Origin of the sequence: Pseudomonas sp. LG1E9, assembly GCF_003290225.1 — a bacterium.
Classification (GTDB): Bacteria; Pseudomonadota; Gammaproteobacteria; order Pseudomonadales; family Pseudomonadaceae; genus Aquipseudomonas; species Aquipseudomonas cyclaminis.
In genome coordinates this window covers 390,637-408,285 of sequence record NZ_CP029983.1, presented here as the reverse complement: position 1 = coordinate 408,285, position 17,649 = coordinate 390,637, and the positions used below count along the sequence as shown (strand labels likewise).

Sequence of the window (17,649 nt, the reverse complement as noted above, 5' to 3'; positions counted from 1 at the left end):
TGATCCACTGCAATCGGGGGCAAGCCCCCTCCCACATTGATCGCGTTTCAAAGGGTTATTACCGGGTCTGGACGACCACCTTGCCTACCGCCTTGCGCTGTCCCAGGTCATTGATCGCCTGGGCGGCCTGTTCGAGCGGATACACCTGCGACACCAGTGGCTTGAGCTTGCCCTCGCCATACCAGGTGAACAATTGCTGGAAGTTCGCCGCATTATCCTGCGGCTGGCGCTGGGCAAAAGAGCCCCAGAACACCCCGACTACCGCCGCGCCCTTGAGCAGCGCCAGGTTCACCGGCAGCTCTGGAATGCGTCCGCTGGCAAAACCCACCACCAGCAAGCGGCCGTTCCAGGCGATCGCGCGGATGGCTTGGTCAAACAGGTCGCCGCCCACCGGGTCGTAGATCACATCGGCGCCGTTGCCATCGGTGAGGCGCTTGATCTCATCTTTCAGGCTGGTTTCGCTGTAGTTGATCAGCTCATCGGCGCCGGCGGCCTTGGCCACGGCAAGTTTGTCGGCACTGCTGGCGGCGGCGATTACGCGGGCGCCTATGGCCTTGCCGATTTCCACGGCGGCCAGGCCTACACCGCCGGACGCGCCGAGCACCAGCAAGGTTTCGCCAGGTTGCAGGTTGGCGCGTTGTTTAAGCGCATGCATCGAGGTGCCGTAGGTCATGCTGAAGGCGGCGGCGGTGTTGAAGTCCATGCTTGGCGGGATCGGCAGCACGTTATAGCCCGGCACCGCGACCTGCTCGGCAAAGCTGCCCCAGCCGGTGAGGGCCATGACCCGGTCGCCGACTTTCAAATGGCTGACTTTCTCACCCACTTCGCTGACCACGCCGGCCGCCTCGCCACCCGGCGAAAACGGAAAGGGCGGCTTGAACTGGTACTTGCCCTCGATGATCAAGGTGTCCGGGAAATTCACCCCCGCCGCATGCACCTCCAACAGGATTTCGTTCTTCTTGATCGCCGGGCTGGCGATTTCTTCCAGCACCAGGGTTTCGGCGGGGCCGAAGGCTTTGCACAGCACAGCTTTCATCGGGCTATTCCTTTTGGTGTCGTGGCCGATAAGTGTAGGAGGGTAGGCCCGTGGGTCAACGAGCATGCCCGGCCCTGATAAGTCGCCATAAGCTTGTGCTCAGCCTTACTAGCGTTATGCTACTCGGCACCGAATTTGAGGAATGAACTGTGAAAGCGTGGATCCTGTTGATGCTGGCCCTGACCTTGCCCATGGCAGCCCAGGCCGAAGAAGCCAAAGAAGGCGAGGCGCCGAAGGTCAGCTATATCAGCCTGAGCCCGCCGTTCGTGGGTAACTACGGCCTGGACGGTACGGCGAAGCTCAAGGTGTTCAAGGCTGATATCGCCCTGCGCGTGACCGGCACCGAAGCCGCCGCAGCGGTCAAAGCCAACGACGCGTTGATTCGTAACCAGTTGGTGGCGCTGTTTACCCAGCAGACCAACGAGACCATGAGCACCGTTGAGGGCAAGGAGAAACTGCGCCAGGAGGCCCTGAAACAAACCCAGCAAGTGATGAACGACGAGACCGGCAAACCGGTGGTCGAAGACCTGTTGTTCAACAACCTGATCATTCAGTAGGCGGCACTTCCCACAGCTTCAGCAGGGCTTCAGTGAATGCGGGTTCCAGGACACGGTTGCCGTGCCCGCTGAGGTGGTTGGAGTCGAAAAACAGCGGCTTGGCATCGTCGTCATAGGCTGAGCAGGTGGAGCCTGGGCATAGCGGCGGCAGTGGGTCCCACACCCTCAGGCCCGGATAGGCCGCCGTCAGTTGCTTGAGGAGCTTCATTTGCGGTGCACGCAGGCGTTCCAGTTGCTCGCGCTGCATGGTCAGGCCTGGCGCGCACACCGGGTTCATGCGGTTGAACCAGTCCGAGCAACGATTGGGCGCGGCTTTGAACAGCGGTTTGGGGGCGTCAATCAGCACAGTGAGCCGTGCCGCCTGCAATCGGCTCAGCACCTTGTCGGCGGACGCTCGTGCGGCGTCGATGTTCTCGGCGCTCAGTTCGCTCAATGCGTCATCGACCAGTTTTGTTTCACCCTCGCGCCACTCACGTCCGGTGAGTTCCGGCATGCGCAGCGAGGCCAGGAACACCACGTCTCCCGGCTTGGCGCGTGCTTCGATCTGCTGGAGTTGGGCTTCGCGCGAAGCTGAACAGTGCGCAGGGTCGGGGCCGATAAGGCTGACGACACCGCAACCGCCCATTTCATATTCCACCACCGTGACGCCGAGCTTGAGCGAGACCAGCTTCAACAGGGTGCGGTATGCCGCCGTATGGGAATCTCCGATAACAAACAACGTACGTCCCTTCAGGCGCGGGTCGTCGACGGTTTCAAAGTCTTCCTGGGGGTAATGTTTGTAGGCATACCAGGTGTAGGTATCGCGAGTCTGGCTGAGTGACAGGGTCGACGGGTTCAACGACACCCATTGCGCGCCGAGCCACAGCAGCCCGGTGACGGCCGCCCCGCCGGTAAACGTGAGCCAGGCCTTGCGTTGCAGCGCGCAGCGGCCGCTGCGGATCGGTGCTTCGATACAGTGGTAAGAGGCGGCCGCGAGCGCGAGTACCAGTACGGGGTAAAGCAGTTGAACCGCTGACAGCTCAAGCCCGACGGTCCAGCGCAGGAACACGAGGAGCGGCCAATGCCACAGGTAAAGCGAATAAGACAGTCGACCGATGTAAGTCGCTAACCCGCTTTGCAACAGGCGTTGCAGCGCGCCGGCTGGTTGATCGGCCTGTAACACGATGCCGGCGATCATGAACAATGAACCGGCCACAGTCACTATCGCCCAGGGAAAGGGGAATTGATTCGGGTTGGCGAACACAAAACCACTGATGAGCAGCCCCATGCCAACCGTGAGCATGGCCGGCGCCCATTGATTCATGCGAGGCGCCGTGCCTATCAGTTGGAACAGGATTGCTCCGGCGGCAAGCTCCCAGAAGCGCCCTGGCAGCAGGTAAAACGCTGACAGCGGCTCGGTATTCACCTGGTAGGCGCCGATAATCAGCGACGCAACGGCCATCAGCGGCAGCAGCCCCCAAATGATTGCTACGCCTTGCCGGCAGCGCAGCCATATAAAGAACAGCACGGGAAAGATTACGTAGAACTGTTCTTCTACCCCCAATGACCAGGTGTGCAGGTAGGGGTTGAGTTCGGCGCCGGGTGAAAAGTAGGTGTCGGTGCTCCACGCCAGCACGAAGTTGCTCAAGCCAAAAAAAGCCGCCAGCCCCGTGCTGTTGATCATTTCGCTGAGCCAGAACTGTGGCATGAACATCGCCGACAGCACCACGCTCACACTGAGCATTACCAGCAGCGCGGGCAGGATGCGCAGCAAGCGGCGTCGGTAAAAATCTTTCAGGTAGGCGCCCAGGCCCAGTTCGCGACGGTCCCACAGCGACTGGCTGATCACGTACCCGGAAATCACGAAAAACATGTCCACGCCGGTGAAACCACCCGGCAGCAGGTCGATGTAATCCATGTGGTAGATGATCACGCTGAGCACGGCGATGGCACGCAGGCCGTCAATAGCAGGCAGGTAGGGGGCGCGAGTCACGGGGCCTTCCTCCTTGATAAAAGGGATCGACGATTTTGCCAAACCCAAGGCCCCGCGACGACTAGCCGTTCGGACAGGTGTGTCTGCGCTTGTTTCGAAGTTTCAGTGCAGTGCCAGTACCGCGGCCCATTGTTCAGCGGTGACTGGCATCACCGACAACCGGCTGCCCTTTTGCACCAGCGGCAACTCGGCGAGGGCGGTCTGCTGTTTCAGGTAGCCCAGGCCCAGCACCTTTGGAAAAGTCCGGACGTGCGCGACGTTGATCGCCGTCCACGGGTTTTTCTCCGAGGTGGCCTTGGCGTCGAAATAGTGGCTGTCCGGCTCCAGCGCGGTCGGGTCCGGATAGGCCGCCTCGACAATCTTGCCGATACCGGCGATGCCTGGCTCGGGGCAACTGGAGTGGTAGAAGAAAAACTCATCGCCGACGGCCATGGCGCGCAGGAAATTGCGCGCCTGGTAATTGCGCACGCCGTCCCAGCGCGCTTCGCCGAGCTTTTCCAGGCCTTTGATGGACAGTTCGTCGGGCTCGGATTTCATCAGCCAGTAGGCCATTTTTGGGCTCCTGAAAAAGGCAGTGGGCAAGTTGTCAGGCAATTTGATGACAAACCGACAGTCGGTTGGCGCCAAGGTTTGCGTGTTGGTTCACGTTACCGCAAAATGCCGGCCTTTAAGCTTGACGCCGCTGCAACGGACTACTTTGGAACGTTGTTGTCATCGTGTACGAGGTGCCTGAAGGGGGGCAATCGATGCAACGTAAACCGGATTTACTATGGATTTTGGTGATTTTGTTTGGTCTGGGCGTCGTGACCACCGGGTATGCCCAAAGCTTGTGGTCGAACAAGACCGATGCTCCCGTTGAACTGGCTCAACAGCAGCCGCAACCGTTCAAGCGTTAACCCTTCTTCAAGACGCCGCTGCTTCAAGCGGCGTTTTTGCGACATACCACTGCTTATCCGTGACGGTGCCAGCCAATGGCACATCCCAACTGGCTTGTGCCAATCGATCAACCTTCTGACATTCATGGGCCAGGCCCAGCAGCGTCGGCTTGCGCCAGTTTTGGCGGCGCGCCAGATACGCCAGGCTGCGGTCGTAGAAACCGCCGCCCATGCCCAGGCGACCGCCGGCGTCATCGAACCCCACCAACGGCAGCAACACCAGGTCCAGCGCCCACACCTTGCGCTGGCGCTTGGCGTTGACTCGTGGCTCCAGGATCCGAAAACGGTTGGGCCGCAGCTTTTCCCCAGGCTTAACGCGCTGGAACACCATCTTGGTGCGCGGCCAGGCGCTGAGCACCGGCAGGTAAGTGGCCTTGCCCCGGCGCTGAGCGGCACGCAGCAGCAGGCGCGGATCGATTTCACCGTCCGTCGGTAGATATAAGGAAATATGTTTGGCTCGGCGAAACAGCGGGTGCTGTGCCAGTTGCCGATACAGGCCGTGGGCGGCTTGGCGCTGCTCGCTCGGCGTCAGGGCGCGGCGGGCTTTGCGCAACATGCGTCGAAGTTGCGGACGGGAAAGCGGCGCAGGTTCGGTCATGGGTTTTCGGCTCATAAAACAATGCCAGTCCGGGGACTGGCATTGAGTTTGGGAATTCAGGCTCCCCGACAGAACCGCTGTCGACTAAGCCCTTGAACCCGAAAGTTCAAGGTGGAAGAAGCAGTAGGCTTTAAGGCTTTCCGTCTAGCGGACATGCACACCAGCCCAACGTGCAACTTCCAGGGTAGTGCGAATCGGCTCCGGGACATCGCCGACTGGCAAGCACGCCAGGGAGTGGGGCGAGTATACCTTAAACAGTCGCGGGGATCAGCCCTTGGGTTGCTCTGTGTCGCTGGAAAGCACCAGGTCGACACGTTCAAGCAGGTCACGCACCTGCTCGCGGGTCGAGCCGCTGGCCTGTACGTCAGGGCGTTCCTGCTTATGCAGCAGATCGTGGGTAATGTTCAGCGCGGCCATCACGGCGATACGATCGGCGCCGATCACTTTGCCGCTGCTGCGGATTTCACGCATCTTGCCATCCAGGTAGCGGGCGGCGCTCACCAGGTTATTGCGCTCTTCCTGGGGGCAGATGATCGAATATTCTTTGTCGAGGATCTGCACGGTGACGCTATTGCTTGAACTCATGAGTCTTGCTCCAGGGCCTTCAGGCGCGAAATCATCGATTCGACCTTACGCCGGGCGATTTCGTTTTTTTCAATGAGGTGAGCGCGTTCCTCGCGCCAGGTCTTTTCCTGAGCTAATAGGAGTCCGTTTTGACTCTTAAGTTGCTCGACCCGAGTAATTAGCAATTCGAGTCTGGCCATCAGCGCTTGCAGGTCGGTGTCTTCCATTGGGTTCCACTGGATTTTGTCTGATGAATGGCAACTGCAGGATAAACGATCTGACGCCCTTGATAGTCTTGGTACGTCTGCCGGTGCTAGGATACAGCGCTCCATTCTAGACATTGCGCCGTCTGGCGCCTAGCTCACCATGCCCATTAAGAACTCCCCGTACGACGCTTTTTCCACACTGTTGAGCACCAGCGGCCACCCTTGCTCGCCTGCCGAACTGCACGGCGTGTTGTTGGGCCGCAGCTGCACTGGCGTTGGCTTTGATGCCGACAACTGGCTGGCTGACGTGGCCGAGCTGCTGGAAACCGAACCGACCGACAACGTGCGCAACGCGCTGATCGGCCTGCAAGAGATGGTCAAGGGCGAGCTGACCGGTGATGACGTCACCGTGGTCCTGCTGCTGCCGACCGACGACGCGCCGCTCACCGAACGCGCCGCCGCACTGGGCCAATGGTGCCAGGGTTTCCTCCACGGTTTCGGCGTCAACGCCGGCGGCCTGGAGCTGAGCACCGACGCCAAGGAAGTGCTGCAGGACCTCGCCGCGATCTCCCAAGTGCAAGACGCGCTGGAAGAATCCGAAGACGGCGAAGGCGACTACATGGAAGTCATGGAATACCTGCGCGTCGCGCCGTTGCTGCTGTTCACCGAGACCCGAAAGTCCGCTGAACCCGCCGCTCTTAAACCGTCGTTGCACTAAGGCCTTCGCCGCACTAAGAAAGGAAGTCCATCTGCCCATGATCCATATCCCCAAAGCGGAATACACCCGCCGCCGCAAGGCGCTCATGGCGCAGATGGAACCCAACAGCATCGCGATCCTGCCGGCCGCCGCCGTGGCCATCCGCAATCGTGATGTCGAGCACGTCTACCGCCAGGACAGCGACTTTCAGTACCTGAGCGGCTTCCCCGAACCGGAAGCGGTGATCGTGCTGATGCCCGGTCGCCAGCATGGCGAATACGTGCTGTTCTGCCGCGAACGCAACGCCGAGCGCGAACTGTGGGACGGCCTGCGCGCCGGCACCGAAGGCGCAATTCGCGAATTTGGCGCTGACGATGCGTTTCCCATCACCGATATCGACGACATCCTGCCCGGCCTGATCGAAGGCCGCGACCGGGTCTATTCAGCGATGGGCAGCAATGCTGAGTTCGACCGGCACGTGATGGAGTGGATCAACGTGATCCGCTCTAAAGCGCACCTGGGCGCCCAGCCGCCGAACGAATTTGTTGCGCTGGATCATCTGCTCCACGACATGCGCCTGTATAAATCGGCGGCAGAAGTGAAGGTGATGCGCGAGGCTGCGCGGATTTCCTGCGCCGCCCACGTCAAGGCGATGCAGGCCAGCCGCGCCGGTTTGCATGAGTTCAGCCTTGAAGCCGAGCTGGATTACGAGTTCCGCAAAGGCGGCGCGAAAATGCCCGCCTACGGCTCCATCGTCGCCGCCGGGCGCAACAGCTGCATCCTGCATTACCAGCAGAATGACGCGCTGCTCAAGGACGGCGACCTGGTACTGATCGACGCCGGTTGCGAGATCGATTGCTACGCCAGCGACATCACCCGCACCTGGCCGGTCAACGGCAGGTTTTCACCCGAGCAAAAAGCGATCTACGAGATTGTGCTGGCCTCCCAGGAAGCCGCTTTTGCCGAGATCGCGCCGAACAAACACTGGAACCAGGCCCATGAGGCCACCGTGCAGGTCATCACCGCCGGGCTGGTGAAGCTGGGATTGCTGCAAGGTGAGGTTGGTGAACTGATCGCCAGCGAAGCCTACAAGCCTTTCTATATGCACCGCGCCGGCCACTGGCTGGGCATGGATGTGCATGATGTGGGCGAGTACAAGGTGGGCGGTGAATGGCGGGTGCTGGAAGTCGGCATGGCGTTGACCGTGGAGCCGGGGATCTATATTTCGCCGGACAACCAGACCGTGGCGAAGAAATGGCGTGGCATTGGCGTGCGCATCGAGGACGACGTGGTAGTGACCAAGCAAGGCTGTGAAATCCTGACCGGCGGCGTGCCCAAGACCGTCGCCGAGATCGAAGCGTTGATGGCGGCCGCCCGATGAGCCGGGTCAACCTGGCCATTATCGGCGGTGGTCTGGTGGGCGCCAGCCTGGCGCTGGCGTTGCAGGCCGGGGCCAAGGCGCGGGGCTGGAAGATCGTGCTGATCGAACCTTTCGCACCGGGCGACAGCTACCAGCCAAGCTACGATGCGCGGTCGTCGGCGCTGTCGTTTGGTGCGCGGCAGATTTATCAGCGGTTGGGCATCTGGCAGGACATCTCCCGCCGCGCCGAGCCGATCAAGCAGATCCACGTGTCTGACCGTGGGCGGTTCTCTACTGCACGCTTGTCCGCCATGGAAGAGGGCGTGCCGGCCCTCGGCTATGTGGTGGAAAACGCCTGGCTCGGCCAATGCCTGTGGCAAGGCCTGGACAAAGACGTGGTCAGCTGGCGCTGCCCGGCAGAAGTGACGCGCATGGAACCGCTGCCCGACGGCTATCGCCTGACCCTCAACGATGAAACCGTGTTGGAATGCGACCTCGCCGTGCTCGCCGATGGCGGCCGTTCCGGGTTGCGCGAGCAATTGGGCATCGGCGTGAAGACCCGTCCGTATAACCAGAGCGCGCTCATCGCCAACATCACGCCCAGCGAAGCCCACAACGGCGAAGCCTTCGAGCGCTTCACCGACGATGGCCCGATGGCCTTGCTGCCGCTGCCGGACAACCGCTGCGCGCTGGTCTGGACCCGCATCGGCATGGACGCCCAGCGCCTGGCGGCACTCGACGAGCGCAGTTTCCTGAGTGAGTTGCAGGGCGTGTTCGGCTATCGCCTGGGCACCTTGAAGCAGGTTGGCGCACGCCATCTGTATCCGCTGACCCTGGTGGAAGCCGAAGAACAGGTGCGTTCCCACCTGGCGGTCCTCGGCAACGCCGCCCACAGCCTGCACCCGATTGCCGGGCAGGGCTTCAACCTGTCCCTGCGCGATGCGAGCGCCTTGGCCGAGGCCTTGCTGGCCGGACCTGCGGTGCCGGGCGACCTGGCGACCTTGCAGGCCTACCGCGAGCGCCAGCGTATGGACCAGAAGCTGACCGTGGGTTTCTCCGATCAGGTCACGCGCCTGTTTGGCAGTGCACAACCGTTGGTGGCGCTGGGCCGCAACATGGGCCTGCTGGGCCTGGATCTGTTGCCGCCGGCCAAGCGCTGGTTCGCCCGTCAGGCCATGGGCCTGGGCACGCGTCCCGATGCGTAAGTGGCTGGTGGCGCGGCTGGGCAAGGCACGCTTGCTGCGTTGGGTCATGACCCTGTATCCGCCATACCTGGGCGCTGGCGTCAGCGTGCAGCACATGAGCGCGGATTTTCGCCACGTCAAAGTGCGCATGGGCCTGGGCTGGTACAACCGTAATTACGTCGGCACGCAGTTCGGCGGTAGCCTGTATTCGATGGTCGACCCGTTCTACATGCTGATGTTGATGGAGAACCTGGGCCGCAATTACATCGTCTGGGACAAGGCCGCGAGCATCGACTTCATTTCGCCGGGCAAAGGCCCGGTGTATGCCGAATTTTTCATCGACGAGGCCTTGCTGGACGAGGTGCGTCGACAGACCGCTGGCGGCGAGAAATACCTGCCTCACCTCAAGGTCGAGATTCATGACGGCTCCGGCACCCTGGTGGCGCGGGTCGACAAAACCCTTTACGTGCGGCGCAAGCCGCCAGCGAGACAGGCTTAAAGCATGGACATGCGCGCAGATGTGCTGATTGTCGGGGCCGGAATGGTCGGAAGCGCCTTGGCGCTGGCGTTGCAGGGCAGTGGCCTGCAAGTGCTGCTGCTCGATGGCAGCCCGCTGAGCGTCAAGCCGTTCGACCGTGACGCGGCCTTTGAACCCCGCGTGAGCGCCTTGTCGGCCGCCAGCCAGCGCATCCTTGAGCGCCTGGGCGTGTGGGACGGCATTGTGTCGCGCCGCGCCAGCCCTTACGGCGAGATGCAAGTGTGGGACGGCAGCGGCACCGGGCAGATCCACTTTTCGGCCGCCAGCGTGCACGCCGAAGTGCTCGGGCACATCGTCGAAAACCGCGTGGTGCAGGATGCCTTGCTTGATCGCCTGCACGACTGCGACCTTGGCCTGCTGGCCAATGCGCGCCTGGAGCAGATGCGCCGCTCCGGCGATGACTGGCTGCTGACCCTGGCCGATGGCCGCACCTTGCGTGCGCCGCTGGTGGTGGCCGCCGATGGTGCCAACTCTGCGGTGCGTCGCCTGACCGGCACCGCCACCCGTGAATGGGATTACCTGCACAACGCCATCGTCACCAGCGTGCGCAGCAGCCAGCCGCACCAGCGCACGGCCTGGCAACGCTTTACCGATACCGGCCCGTTGGCGTTCTTGCCGCTGGTGCGCGATGGGCAGGAGGACTGGTGTTCGATCGTCTGGTCGACCACGCCGACTGAATCCGAACGCCTGATGGCGTTGGATGATGAAAGCTTCTGCCGTGAACTGGAGCGCGCGTTTGAAGGACGCCTGGGCACGGTGGTCAGCGCCGATCCACGGGTTTGCGTGCCGTTGCGTCAACGTCACGCCAAACGCTACGTGGCCGAGGGCCTGGCGTTGATCGGCGATGCAGCCCACGTGATCCATCCGCTGGCCGGGCAGGGCGTAAACCTGGGTTTCCTGGATGCGGCGGTGCTGGCCGACGTGTTGTTGTCGGCGACTGAACGCGGTGAGCGCCTGGCGGATGTGAAAGTGCTGAGCCGTTACGAGCGTCGGCGCATGCCCCACAACCTGGCGCTGATGGCCGCGATGGAAGGGTTTGAGCGTTTGTTCCAGGCCGACCAGCTGCCACTGCGCTGGCTGCGCAATGCCGGTTTGAAGTTGGTCGACCAGATGCCCGAAGCCAAGGCGGTATTTGTGCGCCAAGCCCTCGGCCTGACCGGCGACCTCCCAGACCTCGCCAAACCTTGAATTGAAATACGCCCACCTGTGGGAGGGGCGGTGCGACGACTCGACTTGCCCCCGATGAGGCCGTCCAGCCCAACTCAAATTCCAGCCATGCAACATCTGGTAACGCCTCCGCCGAGCGTTACCAAATGCCAGTCCCTATCATTTGCGCTCACTTTGCAAATGAGAGACCGCACCCATGTTGGCACCCAAGCGCCTCCTGACTGCCCTGGCACTCACCCTGATCGGCAGCACCACCGTGCAGGCAGCCGACGAAGTGGTGGTCTACTCCTCGCGCATCGACGAACTGATCAAGCCGGTGTTTGACGCCTACACCCAAAAGACCGGCGTCCAGGTCAAGTTCATCACCGACAAGGAAGCCCCGCTGATGCAGCGCATCAAGGCCGAGGGCGAAAACGCCACCGCCGACCTGTTGCTCACCGTGGATGCCGGCAACCTCTGGCAGGCCGAGCAAATGGGCATCCTGCAACCCTTCACCTCCAAGGTGATCGACAAGAACATTCCTCTGCAATACCGCTCGTCCACTCACGCCTGGACCGGCTTGAGCCTGCGTGCGCGGACCATCGCCTATTCCACTGACCGGGTAAAACCGGGCGACTTGACCACGTACGAAGCCTTGGCCGACAAGCAGTGGGAAGGCCGCCTGTGCCTGCGCACGGCGAAAAAGGTCTACAACCAGTCGCTGACCGCAACCCTGATCGAAACCCACGGCGCGGCCAAGACCGAAGAAATCGTCAAGGGCTGGGTGAATAACCTGTCTACCGACGTGTTCTCCGATGATATCGCGGTGCTGGAAGCCATTAATGCCGGCCAGTGCGACGTGGGCATCGTCAACACCTACTACTACGGCCGCCTGCACAAGCAGAAGCCGGACCTGGCGGTGAAGCTGTTCTGGCCGAACCAGGGCGACCGTGGCGTGCATGTGAACCTGTCGGGCATTGGCTTGACCAAGCACGCGCCGCACCCGGAAGCCGCCAAGGCACTGGTGGAGTGGATGACCACGCCTGAAGCACAGAAGATCTTTGCCGATGTGAACCAGGAATTCCCGGCCAACCCGGCAGTGCCGCCGTCGGCTGAAGTCGCTGCCTGGGGCAAGTTCGTGGCCGACACCTTGCCGGTGGAAGTGGCGGGCAAGCGTCAGGCAGAAGCCATTCGCCTGATGGATCGCGCCGGCTGGAACTAAGTACAATTTGTAGGACGCCGTAGATCAAAATGTGGGAGGGGGCTTGCCCCCGATGGCGAAGTGTCAGTCTACTCATCATTGACTGGTCCACCGCTATCGGGGGCAAGCCCCCTCCCACATTGGCATGTGCTGTTTTCAAGTTATTCATCTGACGAGAGCTGACCTTTGGCCCACCCCGCCCAACGCCGCTGGTACCTGCCGGTCTTCAGCGTCGCCGCTTTGGTGCTGCTGCCGCTGAGCGTGCTGTTGCTGTCCTGGCAAAGCATCGACCAGCAGATCTGGTCCCACCTCTGGGAAACCCAGATGCCCCGCCTGCTGGGCAATACCCTGACGCTGGTACTGGGCGTCGGCGTCGGCGTAACCCTGCTGGGCGTCAGCCTCGCCTGGCTTACCAGCCTCTGCGAATTCCCCGGACGGCGCTGGCTCGACTGGGCGCTAATGCTGCCGTTTGCCATTCCCGCCTATGTGCTGGCGTTCGTGTTTGTCGGCCTGCTGGATTTCGCAGGCCCCGTGCAGACCCTGTTGCGGGAATGGTTTGGCACAGGCCTGCGCCTGCCTCGCGTGCGCTCCACGAGTGGCGTGATCATCGTGTTGGTGCTGGTGTTCTACCCTTACGTCTACTTGCTGGCGCGCACGGCGTTCCTGGCTCAGGGCAAAGGCTTGATGGAAGCGGCGCGTGTACTTGGGCAATCACCGTGGCAAGCGTTCTGGCGCGTGGCACTGCCGATGGCGCGGCCGGCGATTGGCGCGGGTGTGGCTCTGGCGCTGATGGAAACCCTGGCGGATTTCGGTGCGGTTTCGGTGTTCAACTTCGACACGTTCACCACTGCGATCTATAAAACCTGGTACGGCTTTTTCAGTCTTTCCAGCGCAGCCCAACTGGCCAGTCTGTTGCTGCTGGTGGTGATGCTGGTGCTGTACGGCGAGCGGCGCGCCCGTGGCGCGAGTCGTTCCGGTAATGAGCGGCCTCGGAGCAAGGCGCTCTACCACTTGCGCGGGTTTAAGGCCGCTGCCGCCAGCGCGTGGTGCGGGCTGGTGTTTGCGTGTGCCTTTGTCATTCCGGTGCTGCAGTTGATCGTCTGGTTCTGGCAGCGCGGCCGGTTCGATCTGGATGAGCGTTATTCGGGCCTTATCGTCCACACGCTTTATCTCGGAGGCATTGCAGCACTGATCACGGTCAGCGTGGCGTTGGTGTTGGCCTTCGCCAACCGCCTGGCGCCAACTCGGGTGATTCGCTCCGGTATCAGCCTGGCCAATGTTGGCTATGCGTTGCCGGGTTCGGTGCTGGCGGTGTCCATCATGCTGGCGTTCAGCTATCTGGACCGCGAACTGGTAGTCCCGCTTGCCGGCAAGCCGTTGCTGCTGGGCAGCCTGTCTGCGCTGGTGTTGGCGTATCTGGTGCGTTTTCTGGCGGTGGCCTATGGGCCGCTGGAAAACAGCCTGGCGCGGATCCGGCCTTCATTGCCGGAAGCGGCGCGTAGTTTGGGCGTGAGTGGGCCGCGACTGTTTTGCAAAGTGTATCTGCCGCTGTTGCTGCCCGGCACCCTGAGTGCCGCGCTGCTGGTGTTTGTGGATGTGCTCAAGGAAATGCCCGCGACTCTGCTGATGCGCCCGTTCGGCTGGGACACCCTGGCGGTACGGATCTTTGAAATGACCAGCGAAGGCGAGTGGGCACGGGCTTCGCTGCCGGCATTGACATTGGTGCTGGTGGGCCTGTTGCCAGTGATCGGGTTGATCCGACGCTCCGCCCGACCAATCGGCTAGGTGTCAGTCCTACGGCTTGAGGCTACAATGCGCGGCATTCGGTGCGCTCCGCCTTTCGGATCGGGTCGCTGTACGTGGCTGAAGCCCTTGTAATTCAAGGTCTTCAGCACGAATAGCAACGCTGCGCACCTTCGCCAAGCCCGGAAGGAGAAACCCATGGGACAGCGTACGCCTCTGTATGACCTGCATCTCGCCCTCGGCGCGAAAATGGTCGATTTTGGCGGTTGGGATATGCCTTTGCATTACGGCTCGCAAGTTGAAGAACACCATCAGGTGCGACGCGACTGCGGGGTGTTCGATGTATCTCATATGACCGTGATCGACGTCACCGGCCCCCAGGCCAAGGAATGGCTCCAGTACCTGCTGGCCAATGATGTCGAACGATTGCATGGCTGTGGCCGTGCGTTGTACAGCGCCATGCTCAACGAGCAGGGTGGCGTGGTGGACGACATGATCGTCTATCGCATTGAAGCCGGGTACCGACTGGTGGTCAACGCCGCCACCCGTGACCAGGACATGGCCTGGATGCAGGCGCAAGTGGGAAGCCATCAAGTGCAATTGGCCGAGCGGCCCGAGTTGGCCATGCTAGCCATTCAAGGCCCCCATGCCCGGCAGAAGATTGCCGAGTTGGTTACCCAGTCCCGCAGCACCCTGATTCACCAGCTCAAGCCTTTTGAAGGCCAGGCCGACGGCGATTGGTTTATTGCCCGCACGGGTTATACCGGCGAAGACGGTCTGGAGATTGTCCTGCCTGCCGATCAGGCACCGGGATTTTTCAACGATCTGGTAGGGGCCGGTATCTCGCCTATCGGCCTCGGCGCACGGGATACCCTGCGCCTGGAAGCCGGTATGAACCTGTACGGCCAGGATATCCACCTGGACGTTTCACCCCTGGCGGCCAACATGGCCTGGAGCATCGCCTGGGAACCGGCCGGGCGTGATTTCATCGGCCGTGCGGCGTTGGAGGCCGAGTTGGCTGAAGGTGTGCAGTTCAAACTGGTGGGGCTGGTGCTGGAGGAACGCGGGGTTTTGCGCGCTCATCAGGTGGTTCGTATCGCCAATGTTGGCGAAGGAGAGATCACCAGTGGTAGTTTCTCCCCTACGCTGAGCAAATCCATTGCCTTGGCGCGTGTACCGACGGCGACGGCCGATCGGGCCGAAGTGGAAATCCGCGGCAAGTGGTACCCGGTTCGAGTGGTCAAACCGACCTTCGTGCGCCATGGCAAAACCTTGATCTAACTATTTCCGGCAGGCCGAAGGCCGCTGACATTACTTCTTGAGGACACAGACTATGAGCGATATCCCTGCGGACCTGCGTTTTGCCGAAAGTCATGAATGGGCCCGTCTGGAAGCTGACGGCACCGTGACCGTCGGGATCTCCGACCATGCCCAGGAAGCGTTGGGGGATGTGGTGTTTGTTGAGCTGGCCGAAGTCGGCGCCACGTTCGAGGCTCAAGGCCAGGCAGGCGTGGTTGAGTCGGTGAAGGCCGCTTCGGATATCTACTCTCCGATTGCCGGTGAAGTGATTGCGGTCAACGAAGCGCTGGGTGGCAGCCCTGAGCTGCTGAACTCCGACCCTTACGGCGCCTGGATCTTCAAGCTCAAGCCAAACGACAAGGCTGATCTGGATAAACTGCTGGATGCCGCCGGCTACGCAAAAGCCATCGGCGAGTAAGGCAAGACCCATGCGGGAGGGGCCAAGCCCCTCCCGCATTGATTGGTGAGTGCCTAGTTCGCTTTCAGAACTGTCTTGACTGCCGCCACCGACCGCTCCACATCGGCCTCTGTCATTGCCGTAAACATCGGCAGCGACACGATCAAACGCCCGACTTTCTCCGCCACCGGGAACATGCCTTCCTTGAACCCCTGCGCCCGATACAGGCTCAGCAGGTGAATCGGTGGGTAGTGATAGCCAATGCCGACACCATGAGCCTGCATCTGCTCCATGAAGGTTGCGCGGGCCGGCAGGCCGTCCTGACGCTCCTGCAATACCAGTTGGAACAGGTGCCAGTTGCTGTTTTCGAAGTCGGCGGGTGGCAGTTGTGCGCCGTATTGCTCTTCAAAGTCACTGCCGAAACACTTGAAGTAGTGCCGCGCCAGGTTTTGGCGGTGGGCAGTGATCTTCTCAATATTGGCAAACTGCCCCAGGCCGATGGCCGCAGCGATATCGGTCATATTGAACTTGCCGCCCAGTACATCTACATCCAAGCCGTCGAAGCCGGTACGGGTGACGCCCTGCAGGCGGTATTTCTCTGCCAGGCGTGCTTCTTCGGCATTATTCAATACCAGGCAACCGCCCTCGGACGAGGTGATGTTCTTGTTGGCCTGGAAGCTGAACGACACGAAGTCCCCGGTGGCGCCGATGCGCTCGCCGTCCCAGCTGGAGCCCAGCGCCTGGGCGGCGTCTTCGACGATGCGCAGGTTGTACTTGTTGGCCAGCGCGTACAGCATCGGCATATCTAACGGCAGCCCGGCCAGGTACACGGGGATGATGGCCTTGGTGCGCGGGGTGATCGCGGCTTCCACCTGGCCCAGGTCGATATTGCGGGTGATGGGGTCGATATCGGCGAACACCGGCGTGGCCCCCACTTCCAAAATCACGTTGGCGGTCGCCACCCAGGAGATCGGTGTGGTGATGACTTCATCCCCTGGCCCTATACCCGCGATGCGCAAGGCAATTTCCATGGTGCAGGTGCCCGAGTTGAAGGTGCGCACGGGGCGCCCGCCAAAGTATTCCGACAGTTGCGCCTCGAACGCCTGCACTTTTGGCCCGCTGGTGATCCAGCCCGAACGCAATACATCGCCCACCGCCGAAATGGTGGCTTCATCAATGGTGGGTTTGGAGAACGGCAGAAAGGGCAGTTGGCTCATAACGACGAAGGCATCCGTTTCAGGTTGGCGATGAGTACAGGAGGTATCAGTACCGGCATGGTTGCACGGCCTGACTGAATATAGCCTGTCGCCTGTGAATGAATCGTCATGCAGCGGGCAAAAAAATGCCGCTTCGAAAGCGGCATTTTTTAGAGTGTGGATATCACTCGGTGACAGCGTTTTTAGCGAGGATAGCGTTAGCCAGCTCCATATCCGTGGCCTGCAGGCCAGGGTTGTCGGCGCGGACTTTCTGCATGGCGGCTTCCAGGTACGGGCCGCGGATGCCGCCGTCGCTGGCGACAAAGCTGCCGGCGTCGTCTTGTGCGGCAACGACCAGTTTGTGGTCCTTGAAGGTCAGGTACGTCGAGCCGGTGGTGGCGCCCGACGAGATGACATTGCGCCAGAAACTGTCGGCCATGGCTGAACCGACAGGAAGGGAAAGCACAGCGAGGGTAGCGACAGCATATTTGAGACGCATGATGAGTGACTCCGGGTGGGTGATCTGTACCGTTTGATTGTAGTTAGCCCAACCGAGTTCCATCACTGACTAAACAGTTTCTACCTTCAAAATCACGCCATCCAGGCCAACCACCCGGACTTGAGCGCCCACAGGGCTGTCAGGCCCGGTCACCATCCATACACCATCACCGATCCTTACCTTGCCCCGACCGCCCACGATCGCCTCATGCACCACGAATACGCGGCCGACCAGCTCCGAGCCGCGCTCGTTGAGCCCTGGTTGGTCGCTGGCCTTGGCGCTGCTGCGCTGGCGTTTCCACCAGTACACCGCCGTCAATATCGACAATACGGCGAACAGCAGCAGTTGCCACTCCAGCCCCAGTGGTGGCACCAGGAACTTGATCACGCCCACGGCAGCCGCTGCGATACCCATCCACAGCAGGTAACCACCGGCGCCGAATACCTCAAGAATCAACAGCACTGTACCCAGCGCCAGCCAATCCCAGAATGAAAGGTGCTGCAGGAAATCCCACATGGCGA

At 61.4% G+C, this 17,649-nt stretch carries 20 protein-coding genes and 1 other RNA gene; 11 read left to right on the top strand and 10 right to left on the bottom strand.

Going from position 1 to position 17,649, the window contains the following annotated elements:
• Positions 1–58: 58 nt before the first annotated feature.
• On the bottom strand, positions 59–1,036 hold the full coding sequence (locus DNK50_RS02135; RefSeq protein WP_112192719.1) for an NADPH:quinone oxidoreductase family protein: 978 nt from the start codon (positions 1,034–1,036) through the stop codon (positions 59–61).
• A gap of 149 nt (positions 1,037–1,185) precedes the next feature.
• Here DNK50_RS02135 and DNK50_RS02130 point away from each other — a divergent pair, with 149 nt between their 5' ends.
• A complete protein-coding gene (locus tag DNK50_RS02130) occupies positions 1,186–1,593 on the top strand; it encodes a flagellar basal body-associated protein FliL (protein ID WP_099585937.1) in 408 nt (135 codons plus the stop codon).
• Here the strand turns inward: DNK50_RS02130 and DNK50_RS02125 are convergent.
• Positions 1,583–3,565, bottom strand: a complete 1,983-nt coding sequence (locus DNK50_RS02125; RefSeq protein WP_112192718.1) for an acyltransferase family protein — start codon at positions 3,563–3,565, stop codon at positions 1,583–1,585. The genes DNK50_RS02130 and DNK50_RS02125 overlap by 11 nt on opposite strands.
• Before the next feature lie 102 nt (positions 3,566–3,667).
• Complete coding sequence (locus DNK50_RS02120) at positions 3,668–4,117, bottom strand: EVE domain-containing protein (protein ID WP_112192717.1); 450 nt, start codon at positions 4,115–4,117, stop codon at positions 3,668–3,670.
• Between the two features lie 194 nt (positions 4,118–4,311).
• Here DNK50_RS02120 and DNK50_RS28900 point away from each other — a divergent pair, with 194 nt between their 5' ends.
• A complete protein-coding gene (locus DNK50_RS28900; RefSeq protein WP_010207387.1) occupies positions 4,312–4,461 on the top strand; it encodes a hypothetical protein in 150 nt (49 codons plus the stop codon).
• Positions 4,462–4,468: 7 nt separating this feature from the next.
• Here the strand turns inward: DNK50_RS28900 and DNK50_RS02115 are convergent, their stop codons facing one another.
• From DNK50_RS02115 to DNK50_RS02100, 4 genes are all read right to left on the bottom strand, one after another.
• Positions 4,469–5,098 carry a 5-formyltetrahydrofolate cyclo-ligase gene (locus tag DNK50_RS02115; protein WP_112192716.1) on the bottom strand — a complete coding sequence of 210 codons (630 nt, stop codon included), beginning with the start codon at positions 5,096–5,098 and terminating at the stop codon, positions 4,469–4,471.
• 58 nt (positions 5,099–5,156) lie between these two features.
• Positions 5,157–5,335, bottom strand: a non-coding RNA gene (ssrS, locus tag DNK50_RS02110) — 6S RNA.
• A 30-nt stretch (positions 5,336–5,365) separates the two neighbouring features.
• Positions 5,366–5,683: a cell division protein ZapA gene (locus DNK50_RS02105; RefSeq protein ID WP_027608375.1), complete on the bottom strand. Its 318-nt coding sequence runs from the start codon at positions 5,681–5,683 to the stop codon at positions 5,366–5,368.
• Positions 5,680–5,889 (bottom strand): TIGR02449 family protein, encoded by a 210-nt coding sequence (locus tag DNK50_RS02100; RefSeq protein WP_007982902.1) that lies wholly within the window; start codon positions 5,887–5,889, stop codon positions 5,680–5,682. The genes DNK50_RS02105 and DNK50_RS02100 overlap by 4 nt, the downstream gene beginning before the upstream one ends.
• 139 nt (positions 5,890–6,028) lie before the next feature.
• Here DNK50_RS02100 and DNK50_RS02095 point away from each other — a divergent pair, with 139 nt between their 5' ends.
• The 9 genes from DNK50_RS02095 to gcvH all read left to right on the top strand — a co-directional run bounded on the left by DNK50_RS02095 (position 6,029) and on the right by gcvH (position 15,454).
• Entirely contained in the window at positions 6,029–6,586 is a 558-nt protein-coding gene (locus tag DNK50_RS02095; protein WP_112192715.1) for a YecA family protein, read from the top strand.
• Between the two features lie 37 nt (positions 6,587–6,623).
• Positions 6,624–7,946, top strand: a complete 1,323-nt coding sequence (pepP, locus tag DNK50_RS02090) for a Xaa-Pro aminopeptidase (RefSeq protein ID WP_099585932.1) — start codon at positions 6,624–6,626, stop codon at positions 7,944–7,946.
• The gene (gene ubiH, locus DNK50_RS02085) at positions 7,943–9,130 is read left to right on the top strand and encodes a 2-octaprenyl-6-methoxyphenyl hydroxylase (RefSeq protein ID WP_112192714.1); all 1,188 of its coding nucleotides are present in this window, start codon (positions 7,943–7,945) and stop codon (positions 9,128–9,130) included. The genes pepP and ubiH overlap by 4 nt, the downstream gene beginning before the upstream one ends.
• A complete protein-coding gene (locus DNK50_RS02080) occupies positions 9,123–9,608 on the top strand; it encodes a DUF4442 domain-containing protein (RefSeq protein WP_099585930.1) in 486 nt (161 codons plus the stop codon). The genes ubiH and DNK50_RS02080 overlap by 8 nt, the downstream gene beginning before the upstream one ends.
• Positions 9,609–9,617: 9 nt before the next feature.
• A complete protein-coding gene (locus tag DNK50_RS02075; RefSeq protein WP_177411585.1) occupies positions 9,618–10,835 on the top strand; it encodes a 2-octaprenyl-3-methyl-6-methoxy-1,4-benzoquinol hydroxylase in 1,218 nt (405 codons plus the stop codon).
• A gap of 175 nt (positions 10,836–11,010) precedes the next feature.
• Positions 11,011–12,015, top strand: coding sequence for an extracellular solute-binding protein (locus DNK50_RS02070; protein WP_112192712.1), 1,005 nt, complete (start codon positions 11,011–11,013; stop codon positions 12,013–12,015).
• Between the two features lie 165 nt (positions 12,016–12,180).
• Positions 12,181–13,779, top strand: coding sequence for an iron ABC transporter permease (locus tag DNK50_RS02065; protein ID WP_099585927.1), 1,599 nt, complete (start codon positions 12,181–12,183; stop codon positions 13,777–13,779).
• A gap of 156 nt (positions 13,780–13,935) precedes the next feature.
• Positions 13,936–15,018 (top strand): glycine cleavage system aminomethyltransferase GcvT, encoded by a 1,083-nt coding sequence (gene gcvT / locus DNK50_RS02060; protein ID WP_112192711.1) that lies wholly within the window; start codon positions 13,936–13,938, stop codon positions 15,016–15,018.
• A gap of 52 nt (positions 15,019–15,070) precedes the next feature.
• Positions 15,071–15,454 (top strand): glycine cleavage system protein GcvH, encoded by a 384-nt coding sequence (gcvH, locus tag DNK50_RS02055; protein ID WP_099585925.1) that lies wholly within the window; start codon positions 15,071–15,073, stop codon positions 15,452–15,454.
• A 53-nt stretch (positions 15,455–15,507) separates the two neighbouring features.
• On the opposite strand, the gene DNK50_RS02050 is transcribed toward gcvH, so the two are convergent.
• The 3 genes from DNK50_RS02050 to DNK50_RS02040 all read right to left on the bottom strand — a co-directional run bounded on the left by DNK50_RS02050 (position 15,508) and on the right by DNK50_RS02040 (position 17,644).
• Positions 15,508–16,650 carry a DegT/DnrJ/EryC1/StrS aminotransferase family protein gene (locus DNK50_RS02050; protein WP_112192710.1) on the bottom strand — a complete coding sequence of 381 codons (1,143 nt, stop codon included), beginning with the start codon at positions 16,648–16,650 and terminating at the stop codon, positions 15,508–15,510.
• Between the two features lie 163 nt (positions 16,651–16,813).
• Positions 16,814–17,128 (bottom strand): DUF2388 domain-containing protein, encoded by a 315-nt coding sequence (locus DNK50_RS02045; protein WP_003176799.1) that lies wholly within the window; start codon positions 17,126–17,128, stop codon positions 16,814–16,816.
• A gap of 69 nt (positions 17,129–17,197) precedes the next feature.
• A complete protein-coding gene (locus DNK50_RS02040; protein WP_099585923.1) occupies positions 17,198–17,644 on the bottom strand; it encodes an NfeD family protein in 447 nt (148 codons plus the stop codon).
• Positions 17,645–17,649: the final 5 nt, after the last annotated feature.

What these genes read in the sequence shown, in the direction of transcription:
- DNK50_RS02135 (WP_112192719.1), bottom strand. Translation starts at nt 1,036, where the DNA reads ATGAAAGCTGTGCTGTGCAAAGCCTTCGGCCCCGCCGAAACCCTGGTG.
- DNK50_RS02120 (WP_112192717.1), bottom strand. Translation starts at nt 4,117, where the DNA reads ATGGCCTACTGGCTGATGAAATCCGAGCCCGACGAACTGTCCATCAAA.
- DNK50_RS28900 (WP_010207387.1), top strand. Translation starts at nt 4,312, where the DNA reads ATGCAACGTAAACCGGATTTACTATGGATTTTGGTGATTTTGTTTGGT.
- DNK50_RS02115 (WP_112192716.1), bottom strand. Translation starts at nt 5,098, where the DNA reads ATGACCGAACCTGCGCCGCTTTCCCGTCCGCAACTTCGACGCATGTTG.
- DNK50_RS02105 (WP_027608375.1), bottom strand. Translation starts at nt 5,683, where the DNA reads ATGAGTTCAAGCAATAGCGTCACCGTGCAGATCCTCGACAAAGAATAT.
- DNK50_RS02100 (WP_007982902.1), bottom strand. Translation starts at nt 5,889, where the DNA reads ATGGAAGACACCGACCTGCAAGCGCTGATGGCCAGACTCGAATTGCTA.
- DNK50_RS02095 (WP_112192715.1), top strand. Translation starts at nt 6,029, where the DNA reads ATGCCCATTAAGAACTCCCCGTACGACGCTTTTTCCACACTGTTGAGC.
- pepP (WP_099585932.1), top strand. Translation starts at nt 6,624, where the DNA reads ATGATCCATATCCCCAAAGCGGAATACACCCGCCGCCGCAAGGCGCTC.
- ubiH (WP_112192714.1), top strand. Translation starts at nt 7,943, where the DNA reads ATGAGCCGGGTCAACCTGGCCATTATCGGCGGTGGTCTGGTGGGCGCC.
- DNK50_RS02080 (WP_099585930.1), top strand. Translation starts at nt 9,123, where the DNA reads ATGCGTAAGTGGCTGGTGGCGCGGCTGGGCAAGGCACGCTTGCTGCGT.
- DNK50_RS02075 (WP_177411585.1), top strand. Translation starts at nt 9,618, where the DNA reads ATGCGCGCAGATGTGCTGATTGTCGGGGCCGGAATGGTCGGAAGCGCC.
- DNK50_RS02070 (WP_112192712.1), top strand. Translation starts at nt 11,011, where the DNA reads ATGTTGGCACCCAAGCGCCTCCTGACTGCCCTGGCACTCACCCTGATC.
- gcvT (WP_112192711.1), top strand. Translation starts at nt 13,936, where the DNA reads ATGGGACAGCGTACGCCTCTGTATGACCTGCATCTCGCCCTCGGCGCG.
- gcvH (WP_099585925.1), top strand. Translation starts at nt 15,071, where the DNA reads ATGAGCGATATCCCTGCGGACCTGCGTTTTGCCGAAAGTCATGAATGG.
- DNK50_RS02050 (WP_112192710.1), bottom strand. Translation starts at nt 16,650, where the DNA reads ATGAGCCAACTGCCCTTTCTGCCGTTCTCCAAACCCACCATTGATGAA.
- DNK50_RS02045 (WP_003176799.1), bottom strand. Translation starts at nt 17,128, where the DNA reads ATGCGTCTCAAATATGCTGTCGCTACCCTCGCTGTGCTTTCCCTTCCT.
- DNK50_RS02040 (WP_099585923.1), bottom strand. Translation starts at nt 17,644, where the DNA reads ATGTGGGATTTCCTGCAGCACCTTTCATTCTGGGATTGGCTGGCGCTG.